The 23,556-nt window shown below is 50.3% G+C and carries 16 protein-coding genes and 1 pseudogene; 10 read left to right on the top strand and 7 right to left on the bottom strand.

Annotated features, from left to right (window positions below):
- Nucleotides 1-22: 22 nt before the first annotated feature.
- Nucleotides 23-925 (bottom strand): DUF3298 and DUF4163 domain-containing protein, encoded by a 903-nt coding sequence (locus DYH27_RS06480; RefSeq protein ID WP_025068174.1) that lies wholly within the window; start codon nucleotides 923-925, stop codon nucleotides 23-25.
- A gap of 163 nt (nucleotides 926-1,088) precedes the next feature.
- Here DYH27_RS06480 and DYH27_RS06485 point away from each other — a divergent pair, with 163 nt between their 5' ends.
- From DYH27_RS06485 to DYH27_RS06505, 4 genes are all read left to right on the top strand, one after another.
- Nucleotides 1,089-2,036 (top strand): Gfo/Idh/MocA family protein, encoded by a 948-nt coding sequence (locus DYH27_RS06485; RefSeq protein WP_029755026.1) that lies wholly within the window; start codon nucleotides 1,089-1,091, stop codon nucleotides 2,034-2,036.
- Nucleotides 2,037-2,190: 154 nt separating this feature from the next.
- The gene (locus tag DYH27_RS06495) at nucleotides 2,191-2,919 is read left to right on the top strand and encodes a Bax inhibitor-1/YccA family protein (protein ID WP_025068173.1); all 729 of its coding nucleotides are present in this window, start codon (nucleotides 2,191-2,193) and stop codon (nucleotides 2,917-2,919) included.
- A 500-nt stretch (nucleotides 2,920-3,419) separates the two neighbouring features.
- Nucleotides 3,420-4,466 carry a Rid family hydrolase gene (locus DYH27_RS06500; RefSeq protein ID WP_081640799.1) on the top strand — a complete coding sequence of 349 codons (1,047 nt, stop codon included), beginning with the start codon at nucleotides 3,420-3,422 and terminating at the stop codon, nucleotides 4,464-4,466.
- Between the two features lie 119 nt (nucleotides 4,467-4,585).
- Nucleotides 4,586-5,488 (top strand): M48 family metallopeptidase, encoded by a 903-nt coding sequence (locus tag DYH27_RS06505; protein WP_025068171.1) that lies wholly within the window; start codon nucleotides 4,586-4,588, stop codon nucleotides 5,486-5,488.
- Nucleotides 5,489-6,083: 595 nt separating this feature from the next.
- Here the strand turns inward: DYH27_RS06505 and DYH27_RS06510 are convergent.
- Nucleotides 6,084-7,289, bottom strand: coding sequence for an esterase (locus DYH27_RS06510; protein WP_025068170.1), 1,206 nt, complete (start codon nucleotides 7,287-7,289; stop codon nucleotides 6,084-6,086).
- A gap of 82 nt (nucleotides 7,290-7,371) precedes the next feature.
- On the opposite strand from DYH27_RS06510, the pseudogene DYH27_RS13730 reads away from it, so the two are divergent.
- A pseudogene (locus tag DYH27_RS13730) lies at nucleotides 7,372-7,548 on the top strand (DUF6377 domain-containing protein); the annotation flags it as partial.
- Nucleotides 7,549-7,686, top strand: coding sequence for a hypothetical protein (locus DYH27_RS13390; protein ID WP_155803264.1), 138 nt, complete (start codon nucleotides 7,549-7,551; stop codon nucleotides 7,684-7,686).
- A 159-nt stretch (nucleotides 7,687-7,845) separates the two neighbouring features.
- On the opposite strand, the gene DYH27_RS06515 is transcribed toward DYH27_RS13390, so the two are convergent.
- Nucleotides 7,846-8,799 carry an NAD-dependent epimerase/dehydratase family protein gene (locus DYH27_RS06515; RefSeq protein WP_004351375.1) on the bottom strand — a complete coding sequence of 318 codons (954 nt, stop codon included), beginning with the start codon at nucleotides 8,797-8,799 and terminating at the stop codon, nucleotides 7,846-7,848.
- A gap of 182 nt (nucleotides 8,800-8,981) precedes the next feature.
- Here DYH27_RS06515 and kbl point away from each other — a divergent pair, with 182 nt between their 5' ends.
- Complete coding sequence (gene kbl, locus DYH27_RS06520) at nucleotides 8,982-10,169, top strand: glycine C-acetyltransferase (protein WP_004351360.1); 1,188 nt, start codon at nucleotides 8,982-8,984, stop codon at nucleotides 10,167-10,169.
- An 843-nt stretch (nucleotides 10,170-11,012) separates the two neighbouring features.
- Here the strand turns inward: kbl and DYH27_RS06525 are convergent.
- Complete coding sequence (locus DYH27_RS06525; protein ID WP_025068169.1) at nucleotides 11,013-13,595, bottom strand: thiol protease/hemagglutinin PrtT; 2,583 nt, start codon at nucleotides 13,593-13,595, stop codon at nucleotides 11,013-11,015.
- 978 nt (nucleotides 13,596-14,573) lie between these two features.
- On the opposite strand from DYH27_RS06525, the gene purL reads away from it, so the two are divergent.
- From purL to DYH27_RS06540, 3 genes are all read left to right on the top strand, one after another.
- Nucleotides 14,574-18,320 carry a phosphoribosylformylglycinamidine synthase gene (purL, locus tag DYH27_RS06530; protein WP_025068168.1) on the top strand — a complete coding sequence of 1,249 codons (3,747 nt, stop codon included), beginning with the start codon at nucleotides 14,574-14,576 and terminating at the stop codon, nucleotides 18,318-18,320.
- A 52-nt stretch (nucleotides 18,321-18,372) separates the two neighbouring features.
- The gene (locus tag DYH27_RS06535; RefSeq protein ID WP_013670990.1) at nucleotides 18,373-19,026 is read left to right on the top strand and encodes a chromate transporter; all 654 of its coding nucleotides are present in this window, start codon (nucleotides 18,373-18,375) and stop codon (nucleotides 19,024-19,026) included.
- 117 nt (nucleotides 19,027-19,143) lie between these two features.
- The gene (locus DYH27_RS06540; RefSeq protein ID WP_025068167.1) at nucleotides 19,144-19,719 is read left to right on the top strand and encodes a chromate transporter; all 576 of its coding nucleotides are present in this window, start codon (nucleotides 19,144-19,146) and stop codon (nucleotides 19,717-19,719) included.
- Nucleotides 19,720-20,311: 592 nt separating this feature from the next.
- On the opposite strand, the gene rseP is transcribed toward DYH27_RS06540, so the two are convergent.
- The 3 genes from rseP to rimM are packed head-to-tail and all read right to left on the bottom strand — an operon-like array spanning nucleotide 20,312 to nucleotide 23,426.
- On the bottom strand, nucleotides 20,312-21,712 hold the full coding sequence (gene rseP / locus DYH27_RS06545; protein WP_025068166.1) for an RIP metalloprotease RseP: 1,401 nt from the start codon (nucleotides 21,710-21,712) through the stop codon (nucleotides 20,312-20,314).
- Nucleotides 21,713-21,726: 14 nt separating this feature from the next.
- Nucleotides 21,727-22,884, bottom strand: coding sequence for a 1-deoxy-D-xylulose-5-phosphate reductoisomerase (locus DYH27_RS06550; RefSeq protein WP_025068165.1), 1,158 nt, complete (start codon nucleotides 22,882-22,884; stop codon nucleotides 21,727-21,729).
- Between the two features lie 20 nt (nucleotides 22,885-22,904).
- A complete protein-coding gene (gene rimM / locus DYH27_RS06555) occupies nucleotides 22,905-23,426 on the bottom strand; it encodes a ribosome maturation factor RimM (protein WP_013670986.1) in 522 nt (173 codons plus the stop codon).
- Nucleotides 23,427-23,556: the final 130 nt, after the last annotated feature.

A 23,556-nucleotide genomic window follows, 5' to 3' on the forward strand; every position in this document is an offset into this window, starting at 1 on the left:
CAACTTACAGAATTAAGAAAGATTACTTAATCCCTGCAAGGCGTCGTGCCTCAGGCGAAAGGTATTTTCCAATCTTCTCATAAGGAACCGTAAAGGTCGGCATTCCGACAGCATAAGCACTTATCTCATACTGTCCATAGGAAAAGACCACCCCCTCCGGAGACAGATAAAGCCCATTGCCTGGCAGCGGAATAACCCCATCCTCGAGGAAAAGCCCATCCATAAGATCCTTGAGCTCAGCTTCTGACATTTCCCTGTCATCCGAACTGACAGTCTGCTTTAAATAATTCTCTACTTTCTCTTTAAGAAGCGGCTGTAGTACTTTCTCACAATCTGCATTCAAAATATTCCGCAGTCTGACACCCGACTTCTTGTCAAAGGTTACGCCATACTCAGAAGTCATGCCATGCGCACCACCAGCATAAATATAATATGTCGACACATAAGTAACGAAACGCTCCGTCTCCCCCCTTTTCCTTACAAACAGAGAGACTTCTGGGACGCAGGGAGCAGCCCTTTTCCCATCATCCTCAAAAAGCCGGGTCATACCCTCGAACGCAGTTTTTGCATAATACGTTATCATCCCCTTCCCATCGGAAAGATTTCCATAAGGCTTGACATACCCGGCATCTGCCATCTCTGATGACAGATAAGCACGCAAAGAATCAACCAACGGACTTGGCCCGGAAACTGGGAAATCATAAGCAAAATCAAGGTTACCCTTTTTACTGCTGAACGATTTTCCTATGGAATCCACCACCAACGGTACTTCTTTCTCCACAACAACAGAATCAGGAACAGCAGTCTTCGAAGCTACCGAGTCGGCCAAACACTTTACTGCGGGTTTCTTCCAGTCTGCACATCCCACAGCTGCGACTACAGACAAAAGAAACGCTGAAAGGAATAAAAATTTTCTGTTCATCATATCAACTAATGCTTGTTAAGAGAGCACAAAAATAGTCATTTCCCCCATTTTCTGCAAAACATTCTATACTTTTGTTGCATCAGGAAAAGTAACAAGGCACATTCTATAAGTCTCATGTCGTGAAAAAACGACTATAGAATATGCCGTAAAACGGAAAACAAACATGAAGATTAGTATTGTAGGAACAGGAATGATAGCCACCGAGGTCATCAAGATGCTCAGGACAGAGGCAAAAGGAATAGAGATAACCAGCCTTTTCACACACAGCAACAAGGAGAAGGCACAGGCACTTGCGAAAACGAATCATATAGAGCGCATCTATACCGACTATACACAGCTGCTCAGAGAAGACGGTGCCGACTTTGTCTACATCGCCCTGATCAACAGCGTTCATTATGCGTTCGTACACGAAGCATTAGAGGCAGACAGGAATGTGATTGTGGAGAAGCCCTTTACCATGACTGTTGCAGAGGCAGAAGAGCTGGCAGCAATGGCACTGGAGCGGAAGCTGTATCTCTTCGAGGCCGTCTCACCGCTCCACACACCGAACTTCCGGCTTGTAAAGGAGAGTCTGGGACGTATCGCACCGATACACTTCGCACAGTGCAATTACTCACAATACTCAAGCAAATATGACCGTTATCTGCAGGGAGACATCGCTCCGGCATTCGACCCACTTTCAGGCGGTGGTACGCTGAACGACCTCAACGTGTACAACATCAGCGTCGTCACGGCCCTTTTCGGCCCTCCTGCTGCAAGCCGATATTTTGCCAATTACGGACATAACGGAATCGACACCTCCGGCGTAATGGTACTCTCCTATCCTACCATGACCGCCACCTGCACCGCAGCAAAGGACTCTACCAGTCCGTCGTTCATCCTCATCCAAGGTGAGAAAGGCTGGATACGCATTCCGACAGCCGCCAACAAGTTCGGCTGTGTTGAGATCATGGAGCAGGGAAGATCCACCAGCTACCAGCGCAACGCATACGAAAGCCGTCTTACCCATGAATTTCTGGACTTCAAGGATATATGGGAGAGGAAAGACTACAGACAGATGGAAGCGTGGCTCGACATCTCCGTGAAAGTGATGAAAACAATAAGACAATAGGATGAAACACACAGACCGTCACAGACAGAATGACATGACCTAATGGCAATCTGCAAATGGCATAAGGTTTGCAGACTTGTCAAACAGGCGGATCCGCCTCGCGAGACAGACCGCTATTCTATAACAGGAAGAAAGAAAACAAACAAAAAAACGAATGAATATGAACTTTGACAATTTCACAAACGTAGCTTCCAGTCACGAACGCGACCTGGAGATGTCACGCACATTCCCCGCACTGATGCGCAAGGTGTATGTATGGATGGCCATGGCGCTCGCCATTACAGGTGTCGTGGCTTACGGTGCAGGCAGTTCTCCGGCACTCATCCAGATGCTCTATATGAACAACGGACCACTGCTCATTGCCGGACTGGCCGAACTGGGTATTGTCTGGTATGTCACCGCACGCATTAGCCGGCTGTCACTTGTCAGTGCGACAATGTGGTTCATTGTCTTCTCTGCCGTCAACGGCCTGACACTGGGATGGATTTTCGTCGTCTACAAGATAGCCGCAATCTCCAAAACCTTCTTCATCACTGCCGGCACATTCGGTGCGATGGCACTGATCGGTTCTACGACGAAGAAAGACCTGACCCGGATGGGAGGTATCCTCTTCATGGCACTGATCGGCCTGATTATAGCCGGACTTGTCAACATCTTCCTTCGCAGCACAATGATGGATTTCATCGTCAGCGGCATCGGCGTACTCGTCTTCACTGGGCTTACAGCGTGGGATGCACAGGCCATCAAGCGCAATCTGCTCATGGCACCCGATGCCGGTGAGTCGGCACAGAAGATTGCTCTCCTCGGTTCACTGAGTCTCTATCTTGACTTCATCAACCTCTTTCTTTATCTCCTCCGTTTCTTCGGAAGCAAGAGAGACTGACAGAGGACAGGAAGAGAAGACATTGACCGGACAACATACCGGCACCCTTCCTGCAGAACAGTCGACATGGCATATATACCGGAAGGCTCCAAGAGCACATCAAAAAGAAACAGGGACAGGCGGAATCGTCTGCCCCTGTTTTTCTTGTCATCACTCAATCTGCCACTCATTGCATAAAACCTGCAACAAAGCAATAACCCTGCTCCTGACTTCGGCGAGGACTGGCTGCATTTTTCCTGACACTGTCTTTTCATACCGGCACACGCTTCCTCCCTCGCCCCATCCGAATACTCTTGCTCATTTTTCCACAGGACTATTGCCGGCAAGTCCTTCTTTTCCGACATCGGGAACAAGCCCCTTCGCTTCACGGCAATCCGGAACAGACAGTTCCCCACACATGATTATCAGCTCCGGTTTCATCCGCCGGCCTACCTAATAGTAGGTAATTGCATTCCCTCTGCATATATTCAAAACCTTTTTCTCCGCAAAAAGATATACCTTTGCGGGAAACAGAACACAAAAGGAAAATGGACTTCTATGAAATTCTGGCTCCGAAGAGCCAAGGCAAATTTACTGAGCAGCTGGAGGATCTGAGCCGACAGCTTTCCGAACTGCAGTCCCACGCAGGACATGCGGGACGCAGACTGGACTATGTCAGAATATTCCTCAGCGACATACAAAACCAACATCAGCTACTCATCGAGAGCGAACTCTTCCAGAACGTCTTGTCAACCCTGTCAACCACTATTGTAGAACAGCCTCCACTGAACGGCAGCAAGATCGGCATACTTGTGAAGACAACCTCCCGGGCAGACAACTGCATCTTCCAGAGCATCAGGCTGACAGAAGAGGAGACACACGGAACAAGCGCATACTTCCAGACCGTCATGCTCTTTGAAAAATATCTCAGGAGCATACAGGAAAAAGGACTTGACATCCGCACTCATCTTGTCCGGACATGGATTTACGTGGCAGACATAGACATCAACTATGACGGAATTGTCAAGGCACGCAACGACATCTTCCGCCGTTACGGCCTGACCGCAGACACCCATTACATCGCCTCGACAGGCATAGGCGGCAGTTCACCGGCACGTTCGGCGACCGTGGCCATCGACTTCCTGACCTATCCGGACATCGGGGAGGAAGACAAGAAATACCTCCAGGCACTGGACCATCTCAATCCTACCCACGAATACGGTGTAGCCTTCGAACGCGGCACACGCCTCACCCTTCCCGACAAGCAGATTGCATTCATCTCCGGAACGGCAAGCATCGACAGATATGGCAATGTCCTCTATCTCGGCGACGTGGAGAAACAGACTGTCCGGCTGCTCGATAATATCGAGGCCCTGCTCCAGGACGGCGGAATGTGCATGGCGGACATCAACTATTTCGTCATCTATCTGCGTGATCCTTCGGACTACACCGTCGTCAGCCGGTACATGACACGCCGCTTCCCAACCCAGCCTCACATCATCGTCCTTGCCAAGGTGTGCCGTCCGGAATGGCTCATTGAGATGGAATGTACCGCCACAAGACAATAGCAGAAAAGGCCGGGAGAATACAGGCACAAACATAAAAAAAAAGTCCGCCAGAACAGGATATACGAGGAAAAATGTATATATTTGCAGACGTATTAACGTTAATTTAACAACCTATTCGTATGAGAAAGAAACTACTCTTCGGCACTTTTGCCACTGCATTTCTCCTTCTTGGAGCAACCCCTGTAAAGGCACAGTTCAACATCGGGAAAGCCGCCGCCGGTGCCACAAAAGCTGTAAAGGCCGCTACACTGACCGACGCCGACATGGCCAAATATGTGAAGGAGTACATTGCCTGGATGGACAAGAACAACAAGGTATGCGATGCCAGAAGTCCCTACACCAAACGACTGAACAGGCTCACACAGGGGCTGACAAACGTAGAAGGAATCCCGCTGAACTTCAAAGTCTACTACGTCACCGACGTGAATGCCTTTGCCTGTCCTGACGGCAGCGTCCGGGTATTCTCCTCGTTGATGGACATCATGACGGATGAAGAGCTGCTGGGAGTCATCGGCCATGAAATCGGACACGTTGCCCACAAGGATTCCAAGAAGGGATTCCGTACGGCTCTGCTCACCAGCGCACTGAAAGACGGGCTGGCCGCATCAGGCAACAAGGCTGCCGCACTGACCGATTCGCAGCTCGGCGAACTGGGAGAGTCGCTGCTCAATGCCACCTACTCACAGAAACAGGAGAGCCGGGCCGATGCTTACGGTTACGAATTCCTGAAGGAGAACGGTAAGAATCCCTGGGCCATCGCCCTTTCGTTCGAGAAGCTGAAGAAACTGGAAGAGGATGCCGGCATACAGAAGGAAGGCAAGTGGAAACGTATGTTCTCGTCGCATCCAGACCTCGACAAACGTATCAAGACCATGAGCAAACGTGCACAGAAAGACGGCTTTGCACGTCCCGAGAACAAAATGCCGGAGAAAGTCGCACCTGAAAAACCTGCAGCAAAGAAGACTACTGGTAAAAAGACCGCCGGCACCGGCAAGAAAACAGCAGGTAAGAGAAGAAGATAAACAGTCAGTACCGTCCGGTAAGCATTTCTCCGTATAAGACAATCATCTGTGTCTTACCAATATTATAGCGACAGGATTGAACACGACTTCTCATTTTCTGCAGATGTGTTGTTGCCTGTCACTTATGGGGTCGTCGGCAGACACCAGTCGTGTTGATGGCTCACACCCCTACAAGACGTTGCCTTGGCAGAAGCAACTTGCGGTCAGAAAAGAGTTGTACTCTACCCAAAGCAAACACAACTTATTTGGTCAGCGGATCTTATTTTTCAAAGACAAGGCAGATTTGTCAGTCTGAAAGAGATTACGCAGGGGGAAATATGCTGTTTAGGTTTTATCGGACAGCAATAACAAATAATCAGATCTTCTCTTTTGGAGAAAACAGACAAGAGGCTATATCGAATCCGGAACTGTCAGTTCCCGTGATTCCGATATAGCCTCTTTCGTTTACCGGATGCCCCAAAAATTACAGGTCTAAAGAATCAAATCAGTGCATCAGCGGCCTTTTAAATGCCGACACCGTCACCGGACGCAAAGCCGCATGAAATGCGATGCCATGGGGTTCTCCGGTTTCTTTATCGCGGGATGGCAAGCGAGATTATTTGAAAAGCCTTGGCAACAGCGTGTTGAGATACTTGCGCCAGTTGCGCCACTCATGTCCACCGTCAGTCTCCATGTAGGTGTACTTATACCCGGCTTTATCCAGTCTCTTGCGGAAACCGACATTATCCTTATAGAGAAAGTCGCCGTTGCCAATACCGATGAAATAGAGTTTCACGCCATGATTGAACTGAGTGGCAAGTTTCTTGTCAAGATCCTGATAGATGAAGGAGTTTTCACCCTTGCCTTCACGATTGACAGCAGCAGAGAAAAGACCCACATAGCCGAACCTGTCAGGATAGTTGGCCGATATGTAGAGAGCGTGGAAACCGCCCATTGACAAGCCTGCGATGGCACGGTAATTCTTGTCGTTGACAGTTCGGTAATGTGATTCTACATAGTTCATGATGTCTGGGAAGGCAACCTCGAAAGAACCTTCCATCGTACGGCTGTTCATGAAGGATGGCTTATACATACTGTTGGGATATTCACCCGGTGCTGCTTCCTGTGTACCATTGCCGTTCGGCATAACGACAATCATCGGCTCAGCCTTACCCTGTGCAATCTCGTTGTCAAGAATCTGGACAGCACGTCCCAGCTCGCTCCATGAATTCTCGTCGCCGCCTGATCCGTGCAGAAGATAGAGGACCGGATACCTGCGTTTGGGATTGTCAGCATAACCGGCAGGTGTGTAAACTGTCATACGACGGGCCTTCATACCCAGCTTTGGACTGGGATACCATACCTTTGAAACGGTTCCGTGCTTCACCTCACGGACAAAGTAGTTCTGAGAAAGTTCACCATCGATAAGGAAATAATTGGTATAGGTCGCAATATCACGGATCATGTAGACGTTGTTCGGATCGGTCATACGGATTCCGTCAACATAGAAACAATAGGTATGAAGTTCAGGGGTCAGTGCAGAGGAGGTATAGGTCCACACGCCGTCAGTCCCTTTCTTCATGTCAGCCTTCCCATTAGCTTCCATCTTGCCAAAGGATGTCTCGACGATCTGTTTAGGAAGGAAATCCGCCTCCAGCTGCACCTTCTGCGCATTTGGTGCAAGCATTGAGAAGGTCACGGTTCTGTTGGCATTGAGCTTAGGCGAAGTAATGTCACCCGTATTCAATGCGACTGTCTCCTGTGCCGCCATATTCATAACGGAACAGAGAGAAAAAGCGAAAACAGTTAATATTTTCCTCATAGTTAAATTGATATTAATTTTAAAATAGGATTTATGCAAAGCATCGGGACTCGCACAACAGAGAGACAATGCCAAGGGCAAACGTGCGGACCTTCTTTATGCCCAGTTCGATGATACATTTCTCTCGATCCATCCCGACTTCATTGACCGCTTCAATGCACTTCTGCGTCCGGAGTGCCGCTTCACATCAGAGAACACTCACAGCCTCACGCCTGAACAGCGTATCTATGCGCTTATCACTCTTGGTGTGGACGAGAGTGTGAACATTGCAGAAATACTGCAATACTCCACACAGACGGTCTACAACTACCGGCTGAAAGTAAGGAAAAGCACGCTTGAGCCTCATTTCAAGATAGCAAAATGTATAAAAGAGATGTACAGTGTACCTGCATCATAAAGCTGTCATATCGGCAGCAGGAACATAAAAGAGGAGCGCATCATCCTACTCGTACCGACCGGTTGGCAGGATGATGCACTCTTCGTATAGACACGTACTCGGAGGCGGAGGGGGCGGGAGAAAGGGTGTGGACAACCGCTTCCGCACATCTCTGCGTCCTTACTTCAGCTTTTCTTCAAGATGCTTCAGCATGTCAACGGTCATGGAGTCGAGGTCGTACTGTGGCTGCCAGTCCCATTCTGCACGGGCACAGCTGTCGTCAAGACTGTCCGGCCAACTGTCAGCAATCCCCTGTTTGAGCGGATCGACATCATATTCCATCTCGAAACCGGGCCTGTACCGCCTGATGGCATGGAAAATCTCTTCCGGGTCAAAGCTCATGGAAGCAATATTGAAGCTGTTGCGGTGAACCAGGCGGGACGGGTCGGCTTCCATCAGGGAGATGGCGGCATGCAGGGCATCGGGCATATACATCATGTCCATCAGCGTTCCTTTCCGGATCGGACACATGAACTTTTCACCGCGGACAGCCGAATAGTAGATGTCAACAGCGTAATCGGTCGTGCCTCCACCGGGGGGCGTCACGTAGGAAATAAGACCGGGGAAACGTACAGAACGTGTGTCCACGCCGTACTTCTTGAAGTAATAGTCGCTGAGCAGTTCCGTCGTCACCTTCGATATTCCGTAGATTGTACCGGGACGCTGCACCGTGTCCTGCGGAGTCTTCGTGTGCGGCGTGTTCAGGCCGAAGGAGCCGATGGAACTCGGCGTGAAGACCGCACACTTGTTTTCGCGTGCCACTTCAAGGATGTTCCAAAGCCCGTCAATACCGATTTTCCAGGCCAGCTGCGGTTTTTTTTCTGCCACGACGGACAACAGTGCTGCAAGATTGTAGATGGTGTCAATCTTGTGTTTTCTTACAACTTCGGCAATCATCTCAGGATTCGTAACATCGGCTTCTGCAGACGGTCCGCCTTCTTTCAGCTCTCCTCCGGGTTCTGCACCCTTGATGTAGCCGGCGACGATTCCGTCGTTTCCATAACGCCTTCTAAGTTCTCTGGTAAGCTCCGAGCCTATCTGCCCTGTCGAGCCAATGACCAAGACATTTTTCATAAATATTGATAAGTTTATGTTTACAAGAATGCAAAGTAAGCATATTTTTTGGTGAATAGGCCATCTGCCAGTATTAAAATTCTTAAAAATATGGGCAGTCGGGCAAAAAAAACACGGCAGAATACGGTTTATCTCATTTTTTATAACTTACTTTGTCCTCAGCAAATATAAAATCTAATGTTATGTACGGTAAGATGAAAGAACATCTCAGCAACACGCTTGCAGAGATCAAGGAAGCCGGACTTTACAAGGAAGAAAGAGTCATTGAAAGTCCGCAGAGTGCAGCAATTGAAGTGAAGGGCAAGGAAGTACTGAACTTCTGTGCCAACAACTACCTTGGGCTTTCCAATCACCCACGTCTGATTGAAGGTGCCAAGAAGATGATGGACAGGCGTGGCTTCGGTATGTCCTCGGTACGCTTCATCTGTGGCACACAGGACTGCCACAAGGAACTGGAAGCCGCTATCTCGGAGTATTTCCAGACGGAAGACACCATTCTCTATGCCGCCTGCTTTGATGCCAACGGAGGTGTGTTCGAACCGCTCTTCACAGACCAGGACGCCATCATCTCCGACTCGCTGAACCACGCCTCCATCATTGACGGTGTGCGCCTGTGCAAAGCAAAGCGTTATCGTTACGCCAATGCCGACATGGCCGATCTTGAGCGTTGTCTGAAGGAGGCACAGGCACAGCGGTTCCGCATTATCTGTACTGACGGCGTATTCTCCATGGACGGCAACGTGGCTCCTATCGACAAGATCTGCGACCTGGCAGAGAAGTACGATGCACTCGTCATGGTCGATGAGTCCCATTCGGCAGGTGTCGTCGGTGCCACAGGGCACGGTGTGAGCGAGCTGTGCAAGACCTACGGACGTGTGGACATCTACACCGGTACACTCGGAAAGGCATTCGGCGGTGCGCTTGGCGGCTTCACCACAGGCCGCAAGGAGATCATCGATATGCTCCGTCAGCGCAGCCGTCCCTACCTCTTCTCCAACTCGCTTGCTCCCTGCATCATCGGTGCCAGCCTCGAAGTGTTCAAGATGCTCAAGGAGAGCAACGAGCTCCACGACCGTCTTGTCGAGAACGTCAGCTACTTCCGCGACAAGATGATGGCTGCCGGCTTCGACATCAAGCCGACCCAGAGTGCCATCTGCGCCGTCATGCTCTACGATGCCAAGCTGTCGCAAGTCTATGCCGCCAGGCTGCTTGACGAGGGCATATACGTGACCGGCTTCTACTATCCGGTCGTTCCGAAAGGTGAAGCCCGCATCCGTGTACAGCTGTCAGCAGGACATACACGGGAGCAGCTCGACAAGTGCATCGCTGCATTCATCAAGGTCGGCAAGGAGCTGGGCGTACTGAAATAGCCCGACTCTTATACGCTATAAGACGGAAGGCGCACAATGAACATCAAACAGGTTCATTGTGCGCCTTCTGTCTTTTTCGTGCATGAGATTATGTAGATTCAGCAGCTATCTTGCGGGCTCTAAACTCATTCGAGCTATAAAAAAGATTCTCTGAAAATTATAGTGGTAGGATGCTGACTATAGGCATGTTCTAAAAAATCCACGTCGATCCGTCGTTGACAGGGATATTGTCAACTCTTTGTGTCTTCTTCCTTTCATGCAGCATCTTCAGCCTTCTCCTTCAGTCGCATAGCCCGCTATGCTCTTTCAAGAAGAAAGCAGAATCAGCCCGTCTAAAAGGCAAAAAACATCAAAGGTAATTTTCAGGACCTGCCTATAAGGATAAAACTGCCGACTGTTTACAACAAAAGTTCATTTTTGATTTGCTGTCACTTTTAACATTCTCAGTGAACATATTATGTATCAATTCATTATACGTGTCTGGAGTGTGACGGTAGTGACAGGAAAAGGATTTCACAGCCGATTCGCCACAAACGTATCAGCTATGGATAAACAGCTTCCGTCCGGGCATTATCATATCTGACGTAGTTCGTGCCGTGGTCTTAACACCCATGATCAACAGCAATGGTGTTTACCGTCGAAACACTGACAGGAAATAATCAGAACGGAGGGACTGTCACAGCGGTTACATCATAGGCAAGGCTTAAATGACAATCCCTATTAACCATCTGCTGGTCCGTTATGTAAGCGACAGGCAGGCGGGGCAGTCAGAAACCGACTGACCACCGCCGTTCTGCTGTCATCAGACCATCCGCCACGCCTTTCTGCTGTATGAGTTTCTCATCATCGGATAACTGCCGAATAGCAGCCCTCCTGTGTCGTCACACGCACCACATAGGTGCCCTTGGGCAGGGAGAGTGATATGCTGCCGGAAGCATCGGCCGTACCGCCGGCCACACGCACTCCGTTCAGACCATACACCTCCACACTTTCCAGGCCCTGTCGCTGCACGGAAAGACGTCCGCCGGTGAACCGCAGGACATCTTTGGCGTGGGCCGTGTCAATCCCATCCGTCACATCATTGTTGACAACGGAAATGAAAGTCGGCCGGGAAGAAGCCGGTAGCAGGTCCACATTCCTGCCGTCTTCCTCGCCAATCAATGCCAGCCGGTAGCGGCGGTTGTTGATGAGCCGCTCTTTCCGAGGGTCGATCCAGTCGCTGGTAATCTGCGTCATAAGCCCGGCACTACTCAGGTCGACCTGCAGCGGTCTCTTCATCACGGGGATAGAAAACTCTGTCTGCGTATCGATCAGATACAGTGTCAGACTGCCTTTGTAATGCACATTTTTCCCAAGGAAAGCCATACAACTTACTCTGAAAGTAGAAGTTTTTTTGACATCTATCCCTTCACCCGGTATGCTTTCCTCGTTGTTGTCCTGAACAAAAGCACGCACGGTTGCAAAGACATCCCGCTTCTTCCCGTCCTCCACCGTGACCTTGTAAGGTCCGTGCAGGGGGCGGTCGTTTACCCTGCAGGTATTCCCATCGGCATTGACGATTGTCACACGCACCCGGTATTCTCCCGCAGCGGTACCGTAGGGAACGGTAAACGGCAGTCTGACCCTCGTCGTGGCATACATATCGAAGTCCACCTTGTTTTCTGTCTGCGAGGTATAGACAGCCGTCCCCTCGCCGTCAACCAGTTCAACCTTCACAGTTCCGTCAAAGACCTGTGCATCCAGTTTACGGATGGGCAAGAGCAGCCTGTTCTCCTCACCGGGAATCAGTCTGCCGTCCAACTGCGGGTCGGCTGCGAGCTGATAGGCAGGTGTCTTCGACGGCAGTTCCAGATAGTCGATTTTACCATCTGCCACCTTCATCACCACTCGCGGTGCCTTCTTCATCCTTACCCACGTTCCCAGCGTGCCGTCTTCCTGCAGCCCGGCCACAATGGGCGACAGTGTGTAAGTGCCGTTGGTCAGTGCAGAGAAGTCGAGCGTAAAGGGTATCTCCTCGTCTATAACAGCCCCTGAAGTCATCTTCTCGTCATTATAGACAAAGCGGACTTTGGTGAATATGCCTTTCCCTTTCTGGCTATAGGGAAAAACGTTCGTCAGTCTGCCGTCCGCATCATAGATTCCCACGCCGATGTCACCCATGAAAGGGTCGTTGCTCTGATTGGTGAAATCTTTGTACATCAGCTTCACGCCGGCAGCAGGCACTGCAGGCGCTTTGCCCTCGAAAGCCATCTCACTGCCAAGTCTGAAAGCTATGTTCGGCGACTTGTAGGCGATGTCGGCATCAATCTTGGGCGTATTCGGCTTGTTGGGATGTATGGCGATCACGTGCAGCGAACGGTTGAAAGTGAGCGGTTTCCCTCCGAACTCACTGCCTGTGGAAGTGATGTTCAAGGCCGTGACGGAGTAGTAGCCGTTGGCCTGACCACCCCAGCCGAGGTTCATGTGGAACCGGTCTTCGCTGTCGAAGCCGTCGCAGACCCACGCATGGCCGCCTCCGCCGCCGGCCGACATCCCCGACATATAGAGCGGGAAACCGTTTCGGATTTCCTTTTTCAGTATCTCCACGAAGTGGGCAGCCCCCTCGTCAGACCGCCCTATGAGGGAGGCATCGTAATCGAAATAGTCGCGCAAAGCCCGCTCTGCCAGATAGTCCTGTGTACCGCTTGAGGCAGGCGTGTACTGCATGGCCGTGGCGATGCCCACGTCGCTCATCAGCTTTGCCACGGCATTGTTCTGCTGTTCCGTAGCTCTCACGTGGGCATAATCGGGCAGCATGTGCCCCCAGTCGTAATGCGACTGGGAGAAGTCGGCCGACCGGACAGTATTGTCGTAAGTCGCCCGATAGCTTGCCTGTCCCTTTCCCTGCTCCGGCCACCGGTGGTAACACATGACCTGTGCCACCGCCGTTGCCACACAGCCCGTCGGGTAATCACCGCCCACCAGTAGGTTGTAAGGCTCGAACTGGCTCCATTTCGTGCTGACCAGCGGGTCCACATGGTCCCCCGCCGCCGTGGCAGCGGCCGCCCGCGTGGTAAGCCGCTTGTCCTTCCCTAATATCTCATAGACCTGCCGGTAGGCCTCGAAGAGATAACGTGCCTCTGGACTGAGTCTGTCCATGTCAATCGCAGCCTCATCGCTGTAGGCCAGCACCTCGCCCATTCTGTCGTCACCGGCGACGACCACGAAGCCCTTTCCGGCAGCATCGTTGAAAACATAGTATGGCTGCGGGGCCTTCGATACTGCCGAACGTGTCTTCTGCACTTTGGACGCCTTCCGTCCGACCGTCACATAGCGGCGGGCAATACGCAGAGCCGTCTTGAAATCTACATTGTCAGCATAGACTGCTGACGTAAAACACAAAAGAGACAGTGCAAGAAAGCACCGGGACAAAAAAGAACCAGACATACCGTTTCTATGCCTGTTCATAATCAATCGGAAAAATGAATATAACATATCAGGTTTATAATCCTATGAGTAACCGGCTGCAAAATTACAGTATTTTTTCCAAATATTCGCAGAAAGCAAGCTGAAACAGAACCGTGGAGCTGTCCGACGGAGAGAGGTCAGGCAGAAGCGACACATGAAGAAATGACGGGAAGTGTGGCATTGAGGCTTCGTCCTGTTCATAATTTTTACTGTCCAAAACACCTGTACAGCTTCCGCCTGGTCCCATCCGCCTTACCTTGAAGCGATCTGATGATCCGCAAGCTGAAGGAACGCAAAGCGGAATCTGTAAACAGCTCGTTTACAAGAATATACGGCACACGATGGGAAAGGTGCTTAGTTGCATCGCTGTTAGGCGTTAATAGGCTTGCAAGTAAGCACCACTTAGAGTGCAACCAGGCGTTACTTGGAATGCAGACAATGCCCACTTAGAATGCAGGTCTGCATCTCCGTTCTTCCAGTACCCACTATGACGAGGTGTAAACAACCCCAAGACGGCAAAAAAAACGTAAAGTAATTTCATCATTCCAAATAGATGTTGAGAATTATTTTATATCAGAATTCTTGTTCTTTAGGGTTTTTCTTAATAAAGAAACAAGTGAATCATTTGCATATATCCACAGAGGACATCTTGAAACAGCTATCAAGAAATTGCCGGCTACGTCGATTAGAGAAGAACCTGTCGCAGAAATCTCTGTCTGAGACAAGTGGCGTACCCTTCATACGGGTGAAGTTTCGCTTGCCAGCTTCGTGAAGATAGTCCGTGTACTTGGCTATGCCGAGGATATGATGGAATTAATCGGCAAACCACGGTATTCAAGTCTTGACGAAATGGTCAGGATTATAATGAAGACTAAAAAACACCTGTCAGAATACTGAATATCCAAAGAAAATAGTATCTTTGCAGATAAAAGTAACACCAATATTTATATAAAGACTATGATTCTTTTCTTCAGAACTCAGTCCAAAAGCGTGATTGCTACAGAAGTCAACCATGCGCTATCCGATGCGGAAATCAACAAACTTTGCTGGCTCTACGGCGATGCCACCTACTTGCGGAACGAGCAGACACTGCAAGGCTACTACGTGGGACCACGCCGTGAAATGATTACTCCATGGAGTACGAATGCCGTCGAGATTACTCAGAACATGAGTCTTGACGGCATTTTGCGTATAGAGGAGTACTTCCCTGTAAGCAGCAAAGAGGCGGATTATGACCCGATGTTGCAACGTATGTATGATGGCTTGGACCAGACTGTCTTCACTGTCAACCACGAGCCAGAGCCAATCAAACGTGTGGAGGACTTGGAGAAGTTCAACGAAGAAGAAGGTCTGGCACTCTCACCAGAGGAGATGGAATATCTCCACAAGATTGAGAAGCAGAACGGTCGCCCACTCACCGATTCTGAAATCTTCGGTTTCGCACAGATTAACTCTGAACATTGCCGTCATAAGATTTTCGGTGGTGAGTTCATCATTGATGGTAAGGTGATGGAGAGCAGTCTCTTCAGCCTCATCAAGAAGACTACAAAAGAGAATCCTGGTAAGATTCTTTCAGCTTATAAAGACAACGTTGCTTTCGCCCAAGGTCCAGAAGTTGAGCAGTTTGCACCAGCAAACCAGAGCACATCCGACTTCTTCCGTGTGAAGCCTATCGAGAGTGTTATCTCTCTGAAGGCCGAGACCCACAATTTCCCAACTACCGTTGAGCCATTCAATGGAGCAGCAACTGGTACGGGTGGTGAGATACGCGACCGTATGGGCGGTGGTGTCGGCTCGTGGCCTATCGCTGGAACTGCTGTATATATGACTGCTTATCCCCGCTTGAAGGAAGACGACGGCAGTACACCGGCCCTGCGCGATTGGGAGGATATTCTGCCAGTTCGCCAATGGCTCTATCAAACACCGGAACAGATTCTCATCAAGGCATCTAACGGTGCGAGCGATTTCGGCAACAAGTTTGGTCAGCCACTGATTACTGGTTCACTGCTCACCTTCGAGCATCAGGAGAATGGCGAGAAATATGCTTACGACAAGGTGATTATGCTTGCCGGTGGTGTAGGCTATGGAACCAAGCGAGACTGTCTGAAGGGCGAGCCACAAGCTGGCAACAAGGTGGTTGTCGTTGGTGGTGATAACTATCGTATCGGACTTGGTGGTGGTTCTGTTTCATCAGTTGATACGGGTCATTATTCAAATGGTATTGAGTTAAATGCCATACAGCGTGCTAATCCAGAGATGCAGAAACGCGCTTATAACCTCGTACGTGCATTGGTAGAAGAAGATAACAACCCTGTTGTTTCTATCCACGACCACGGTTCTGCAGGACACCTGAATTGTCTGAGTGAGTTGGTTGAAGAGTGTGGTGGCAAGATTGACATGACACAGTTGCCAATCGGCGACAAGACACTGAGTGCCAAGGAAATCATTGCCAACGAGTCACAGGAACGCATGGGCTTGCTCATTGACGAGAAGCACCTCGACCACGTGAAGAAGATTGCAGAGCGTGAGCGTGCACCGATGTATGTTGTTGGTGAGACCACAGGCGATGCTCACTTCGCATTCGTACAGGGCGATGGCGTAAAACCATTCGACTTAGACGTAGCGCAGATGTTCGGTCATTCACCGAAGACAATCATGAAGGATGAGACCGTAGAGCGCAGGTATGAGAATGTTTCTTATAATATAAATAAGGTGGAGGAATATCTCCAGCGTGTGCTTCAGTTGGAAGCTGTGGCCTGTAAGGACTGGCTGACGAATAAGGTTGACCGCTCTGTTACAGGTAAGGTTGCTCGTCAGCAGTGTCAGGGTGAGATTCAGTTGCCACTCTCTGACTGTGGTGTTGTAGCCTTAGACTATCGTGGTCATAAGGGAATTGCTACCGCACTCGGTCACGCTCCACAGGCAGGACTCGCATCACCAGAGGCAGGCTCAGTCCTTTCAGTAGCCGAGTCATTGACCAACATTGTATGGGCACCATTGGCAGACGGCATGGATAGCCTGAGCCTTTCAGCCAACTGGATGTGGCCTTGTCGTTCACAGAAGGGTGAGGACGCACGTCTTTATAGTGCGGTTAAGGCATTATCAGACTTCTGCTGTGCTATCGGTGTGAACGTTCCAACAGGTAAGGACTCACTTTCTCTGACCCAGCAATATCCTAACGGCGACAAGATTATCTCTCCAGGAACCGTCATTGTGACCAGTGGTGGTGAGGTGAGCGATGTGCGTCAGGTGGTTTCTCCAGTACTTGTTAATGATAAGAATACACGCCTCTATCATATCGACTTCAGTTTTGACGAGCAGCGTTTGGGCGGTTCAGCCTTTGCACAGAGCCTCGGCAAGATAGGCAGCGATGTCCCGACAGTGAAAGAACCACAGTACTTCTGCGACTGTTTCGATGCCGTACAGGAGATGATTCGCCGTGGATGGATACTTGCTGGACACGACATCTCGGCTGGAGGTTTGATCACAACATTGCTTGAGATGACCTTTGCCAATGCTGAAGGTGGCCTGCATATCAACCTCCATGACATCAAGGGCGACGATGTTATCAAGAAGCTCTTTGCAGAGAATCCAGGTGTCGTAATCCAGGTTGCTGACGAGCATAAGGAAGAAGTGAAGGCATTCTTGCAGGAGAACTGCATCGGTTTTGCCCGCATTGGTACGCCAAGTCCTGACAAGCGCACTCTCAGTATCGCTGATGGTGACTGGAAGACAGAGTTAGATATCAACGCACTGCGTGACACGTGGTACAAGACTTCTTACCTGCTCGACCGCAAGCAGAGTATGAACGGTATGGCGAAGAAGCGCTACCAGAACTACAAGAAGCAGCCAATCGAGATGAAGTTCAATGCTGACTTCACTGGTACTCTCCAACAGTATGGACTTGATGCAGACCGTTGGAAGACTTCAACACCTAACACCCAACATCCAACACCAAAGGCAGCTATCATCCGTGAAAAGGGTACCAATGGTGAGCGTGAGATGGCTTACGCACTCTATTTGGCAGGCTTTGAGGTGAAAGATGTCATGATGACCGACCTTATCACAGGTCGTGAGACCTTGGAAGAGGTGAATATGATAGTCTTCTGCGGTGGTTTCTCTAACTCTGATGTACTCGGTTCAGCAAAGGGATGGGCTGGCGCTTTCCTCTATAATCCAAAGGCAAAGCAAGCACTCGACCGCTTCTATGCACGTGAAGATACACTCTCATTGGGTATCTGTAACGGTTGTCAGTTGATGGTTGAGTTGAACCTTATCAACGCAGAACACAAGCATCGTGCTCACCTCTGCCACAATACCAGTAAGAAGTTTGAGAGTTCATTCTTGAACTTGACCATTCCACAGAACAATAGTGTGATGTTCGGTTCTTTGAGCGGCAACAAACTCGGTATCTGGGTAGCACACGGTGAGGGCCGGTTCTACCTGCCGGAAGCCGAGGACAAGTATAACATCATTGCCAAATACAACTATGCGGAATATCCGGGCAACCCGAACGGTTCAGACTACAACGTGGCCAGCATCTGCTCTGCCGACGGCCGTCACCTTGCCATGATGCCCCACCTGGAGCGTTCCGTCTTCCCCTGGCAGCAGGCATGGTATCCACGTGAACGCCGCCAGCAAGAGGTTACTCCATGGATCGAGGCGTTTGTCAATGCCCGCAAATGGGTTGAGAGCAAGCTGTAAAATCAGACACATACGAGAAGAGGGGCATCCATACCCTCTTCTCTCATTATTCATGTATAATATCAGAAACGAAGTGCTTAGTGAGAACAACAAGATAACATCCCATCCTCGACAGCCATCCGACGACCTGTCACCATCTCCCAACGCCCGTCCCTTAACCCCTAAAGGCTTCTATTGGGATGCTTTCAAGACCTTTTTCAAGATCGGGGCTTTCACGCTGGGCGGCGGCTATGCCATGCTTTCTATCATCCAGAATGAAGTAGTGGAAAAGAAGCGATGGATTCCCAAGGAGCAGTTCATCGACCTGGTAGCCGTTGCACAGAGCTGTCCCGGTGTCTTTGCTGCCAACATCAGTATCTTTGTCGGCTACAAGATGCGAAAGACGTCAGGTGCTCTCTGTACCTGCCTGGGAGCCGTCCTGCCCTCTTTCCTCATCATCCTCTGCATAGCCCTTTTCTTCCATCAGTTCATGGATATTCCCTGGATAGCCGCCATGTTCCGCGGCATACGTCCTGCGGTAGTGGCCCTTATCGCCGCTCCGACGTTCCAGCTGGCAAAGGACGCACGCATCACCCTGACAAACTGCTGGATCCCTGTCGTCACCACGCTGCTTATCTGGCTCTTGGGAGTAAACCCGGTATATATCATCATCGCAGCAGGACTGGGAGGCTTCCTCTATGGGAAGTTCATCAAGCCGACCGAGTAAGAATCTCCCCCTCTGAACCAACGGACAATGACCGAAGAGAAGTAATGGAGGGGAGACAGATTACCAACAGTAGAAATGCCATCCGGCTCTTAGCCCTATAACATCAGAAACAACAACATGATATACTTAGAACTCTTCTACACCTTCTTCATCATCGGACTCTTCGGATTCGGTGGAGGATACGGAATGCTGTCGCTGATACAGACCGAGACCGTCCTTAGACATCATTGGCTCAGCTCTGCCGAGTTTACCAACATCGTTGCCGTCTCTCAGATGACACCGGGGCCGATCGGCATCAACTCTGCCACCTACTGCGGATATACTGCCGTACACAACGCCGGCTTCGGTGGAGGAATGGCTGTTCTGGGAAGTATCACTGCCACCTTTGCCATCATTCTCCCCTCGCTGATACTGATGATTCTTATCAGCAAGATGTTTCTCAAGTACATGAACACGCCCGTCGTACAGTCAGTCTTTGCAGGTCTGCGACCTGTTGTAGTAGGCCTGCTGGCCGCCGCCACCTTACTATTATGCAACAGTGAGAACTTCTCGACACCAACCGTCAATGTCTGGCAGTTCTTCATCAGCCTCTTCCTTTTTGCTGCCACCTTTATCGGTACGATGTGGATGAAGATAAACCCAATCCGAATGATCTGTTATGCGGCCTTTGCTGGATTGGTGCTGCTGTATTAGAAAAAAGCCTCACCCCCCGACCCCTCTCCGAATGGAGAGGGGAGTAGAATGCACTGTTCACAAGCGACTTTGCAGACGATGCTTTTCTTTTTCACCCTTTTGAACTTTTGCCAAAGTCCCTTTCGTTCTGAGATACAGCACAGTCTGGCAAACACATCCCATATAAGCTGGTCATTAGTGTCTTATTGTATTTTATAATGACAATAACAATCCTCTCCTACCATCTTTTACCATTGTGTTGTTGCCCATCACACATGGTGGTGTTGGTAAACGCCATTCGTGCCGAGGCTTAACACCTTGCTATATATGGGCGAGGAATGCTATAATCGCCTGCTGTTAGAAAAGAGTCATACTGTCAAAGATGAAATAAAACTTATTGTTCAGAGGGCTTACCTTTCCAAAGACCATACGATTATATCTATCTAAAAGAGATTCCACATGGGAGAGTATGCTGCTTAAGTTTCATCGGACAGAAATAAGGATAAATAAAAATCACGCAATACCTGCGATGACAAGTATTGCGTGATTTCGTATTGAGATATTGGTAACTGACTACCTCAATGAAGTTAATCCAGCTGATTCCTGTTTGTTCTTACATTATATGCAACCAACGGAGGATGTCGTTGAGGTTGGCAAATATCATGAGGAGAATCAGCAGGGTAATGCCGACATACTCCGCACGGATCATGAACTTCTCGGAAGGTTTGCGGCGGGTAATCATCTCGTAGAGCAAAAAGACCACGTGACCGCCATCAAGTGCCGGGATAGGCAGAATGTTCATGAAGGCGAGGATGATGCTCAGGAAGGCCGTCATCGACCAGAACATGTACCAGTCCCAGTAAGGAGGGAAAAGGCTTCCGATAGCTCCGAAGCCTCCGATGCTCTTCGCACCGTCAGCCGAAGCGAGGTAACGGAAATTGCCGACATAGCCTCGCAGCACGTTCCAGCCGTGCTTGATTCCGGCCGGGAAGCTCTCGAAGAAGCCATATTTCTCCTGCACTGGTTTGTAATAGGTGGCAAGCGTCGCCTGAAGAACACCCAGTTTGAGGTCGGGTGTCAGCACCATCTTCACAGTATCGAGCTTCTCCACGCCCTTGTGCTGTACGGTCAGGACCACCGAACGGGCCGCCAGCGAATCCTTGTGCGTATTCTTCACGGACATGACATCATCGAGCACGCCCATCTGATAGTTCATGTCGCTCCATGTCTCAATCTTCTTGCCATTGACCGTTCTGATGAGGTCACCCGCCTTGATGCCCGCCCTGGCAGCAGGCGAACCGCCCATCACACTGTCGACCTGTGCCGGGATGAACGGCTCGACGAAGTAAGGACGTGTCTTGATCATCGGCAGCATATCCATGTCGCCGGGCAGCGCAATGCTGTGCTTCTTGCCGTTACGCAGTACATCAACATGTTTCGCCTGGGCTATCTGGCGGAAGAAGTCGCCGTTCACATTGGCATATTCACGGAAAGGTCCCTGGTCCGTCCCGAGCATGACATCATGGTCGCGGAAGCCCAGTGCCTTGGCATCAGCATTGAAACGCATACCCATGCTCATGTCCGACACCTTGAAATAAGAATCACCCCAGGTGAACATGATCATCGAATAGATGAAGAGCGCAAGGACAAAATTGACCAGCACGCCACCCACCATGATCAGCAGCCGCTGCCATGCCGGCTTGGTGCGGAACTCCCACGGCTGCGGCTCTTTCTTCATCTGCTCGGTATCAAGACTCTCGTCAATCATACCGGCAATCTTGCAGTAGCCGCCCAGCGGCAGCCAGCCCATGCCGTACTCGGTATCGTCCTTTTTCGGCTTCCAGCTGAAGAGCTTTCCTTTCCACTTCCCGATGTTCACATCGAAGAAGACAAAGAACTTTTCGACACGGACACCGAAGAGCTTCGCAAAGAACATATGTCCGCCTTCGTGAAGCAGGACAAGCAGAGAGATTGCCAGAACAAACTGTAGCAATCTGATCAGAAATGTTTCCATTATCTATTTACAACTTATTGATTATTCATAATATCCTGTGCCACACGGCGTGCTTCAGCATCCGTCTGCACGTAAACCTCATAGTCGGGATTGCTGTCGAAGGCAACCTGCTGCATGGTCTGCTCGATGATGTCGCCCATGGCGAGGAACGAGCACAAGCCACGCCGGAAGCCCGCATTGACTATTTCGTTGGCCGCATTGACAATGCACGGCATATTTCCGCCCTTGTTGATTGCCTCGTAAGCCATCGCAAGACACTTGAACTTCTCCACATCCGGCTCGAAGAACTCCAGCGGCTGGCGGAACAGGTCGAGACGGTCGCCGTTCAGATGCAGCCGTTTCGGGAACGAGAAAGCATACTGGATGGGCAACCGCATATCGGGAACCCCCAGCTGCGCCTTCACACCACCGTCACGGAACTGCACCGCACTGTGGACGATAGACTGCGGATGGACGAGTACCTGTATCTTATCGGCCGGTACACCGAAGAGCCACTTCGCCTCTATCACCTCAAAGCCCTTGTTCATCAGCGATGCGGAGTCGATGGTGATCTTGGCCCCCATGTCCCATGTTGGATGCTTCAGGGCATCAGCGGCAGTGACCGTCTTCAGCTGCTCGTGCGTAAACCTGCGGAAAGGACCGCCCGAACAGGTGAGCAGAATCTTCTCAATCTCGTTGCCGTCCTCGCCGACAAGGCTCTGGAAGATGGCACTGTGCTCGCTGTCAACCGGCAGGATAGGCGTATGATGCTGCTGTGCCAGCTGAAGAATCATCTCACCGGCAACGACAAGCGTCTCCTTGTTGGCAAGGCAGATTTTCTTCTTCGCCTTGACGGCATGGATGGTCGGAGCAAGACCGGCATAGCCCACCATCGCCGTCAGCACCATGTCAATGGAAGGGGATTCGACAATCTCTTCCAATGCCTTGCTGCCACAATACACCTTTACATCGGGTATATCGGCCAGTTCTTTTACCAGAGGTTCATAGAAAGTCTCGTCGGCAATGACCACGGCGGCGGGATGGAAACGGCGTGCCTGAGCAGCAAGCTCTTTCCAACGGCGGTTGGCCGTGAGTGCATAAGCCTCATAAAGGTCGGGGTGCTGGCTGATTACATCCAGTGCCTGCGTACCGATGCTGCCCGTCGAACCTAATATACAGATTTGTTGTTTCATTCCATTTTTTACAAAGTAAATCAAAGATCAAGCAGCCCAGCAGGGATGCGCATTGCAATCGTCTGCTTTTCTGCATCTACCTTCACTATCAGGTCTGTACTGGCAGGAATCAATCGTTCTTCATCTTCCGGTGTCATCACCTCAAGGAGCGTATTGATTGTCGTTTCATCGATTGAAACAATCCTGCCGACAGTCTTTCCTGTAGCCTTGTCTATCAGGGTATAGCCAACGACTTGTGCCCATGATACATCAGCAGTTCCTTCTTCTGCAAGTTTGCGCGGAAAGTAAACCTCACTTCCCGTCAGTTCACGTGCCTGCGCCTCGGTATCGACATCACAGAACTTCATCAGGACTACTTCGTCCGAACGGAAGCGGTATTCCTCCATGAAGAAAGGCACAAGTATTCCGTCTATGTCCAATAGCAGATAATCGGCATCAACGGCATCAAACACATCATCGGAGAACTGCATCTGCAGCTCTCCGTGTACGCCGTGCGGTTTCCCGATGCGGCCGATTTTATAGACCTCTTCTTTCCTTATCATCTTTTTCTGTTAAATCAGCGGTCCTGATACATGATTGCTTACTTCAATCCCCAATTGTGCATTATGAAGAAAGGGGTCGACCTATTTGCGGAAAACCGTCTACCTTTTTGCGGAAAAAGGGTAGACCTTT

This window comes from Prevotella denticola (genome assembly GCF_900454835.1).
GTDB classification, from domain to species: Bacteria; Bacteroidota; Bacteroidia; order Bacteroidales; family Bacteroidaceae; genus Prevotella; species Prevotella denticola.

Excerpts from the sequence above, each read along its gene's own strand:
- DYH27_RS06480 (WP_025068174.1), bottom strand. The coding sequence starts at position 925 with ATGATGAACAGAAAATTTTTATTCCTTTCAGCGTTTCTTTTGTCTGTA.
- DYH27_RS06485 (WP_029755026.1), top strand. The coding sequence starts at position 1,089 with ATGAAGATTAGTATTGTAGGAACAGGAATGATAGCCACCGAGGTCATC.
- DYH27_RS06495 (WP_025068173.1), top strand. The coding sequence starts at position 2,191 with ATGAATATGAACTTTGACAATTTCACAAACGTAGCTTCCAGTCACGAA.
- DYH27_RS06550 (WP_025068165.1), bottom strand. The coding sequence starts at position 22,884 with ATGAAACAACAAATCTGTATATTAGGTTCGACGGGCAGCATCGGTACG.
- rseP (WP_025068166.1), bottom strand. The coding sequence starts at position 21,712 with ATGGAAACATTTCTGATCAGATTGCTACAGTTTGTTCTGGCAATCTCT.
- DYH27_RS06535 (WP_013670990.1), top strand. The coding sequence starts at position 18,373 with ATGTATAATATCAGAAACGAAGTGCTTAGTGAGAACAACAAGATAACA.
- DYH27_RS06510 (WP_025068170.1), bottom strand. The coding sequence starts at position 7,289 with ATGAGGAAAATATTAACTGTTTTCGCTTTTTCTCTCTGTTCCGTTATG.
- kbl (WP_004351360.1), top strand. The coding sequence starts at position 8,982 with ATGTACGGTAAGATGAAAGAACATCTCAGCAACACGCTTGCAGAGATC.
- DYH27_RS06525 (WP_025068169.1), bottom strand. The coding sequence starts at position 13,595 with ATGTCTGGTTCTTTTTTGTCCCGGTGCTTTCTTGCACTGTCTCTTTTG.
- DYH27_RS06505 (WP_025068171.1), top strand. The coding sequence starts at position 4,586 with ATGAGAAAGAAACTACTCTTCGGCACTTTTGCCACTGCATTTCTCCTT.
- DYH27_RS06540 (WP_025068167.1), top strand. The coding sequence starts at position 19,144 with ATGATATACTTAGAACTCTTCTACACCTTCTTCATCATCGGACTCTTC.
- DYH27_RS06515 (WP_004351375.1), bottom strand. The coding sequence starts at position 8,799 with ATGAAAAATGTCTTGGTCATTGGCTCGACAGGGCAGATAGGCTCGGAG.
- rimM (WP_013670986.1), bottom strand. The coding sequence starts at position 23,426 with ATGATAAGGAAAGAAGAGGTCTATAAAATCGGCCGCATCGGGAAACCG.
- purL (WP_025068168.1), top strand. The coding sequence starts at position 14,574 with ATGATTCTTTTCTTCAGAACTCAGTCCAAAAGCGTGATTGCTACAGAA.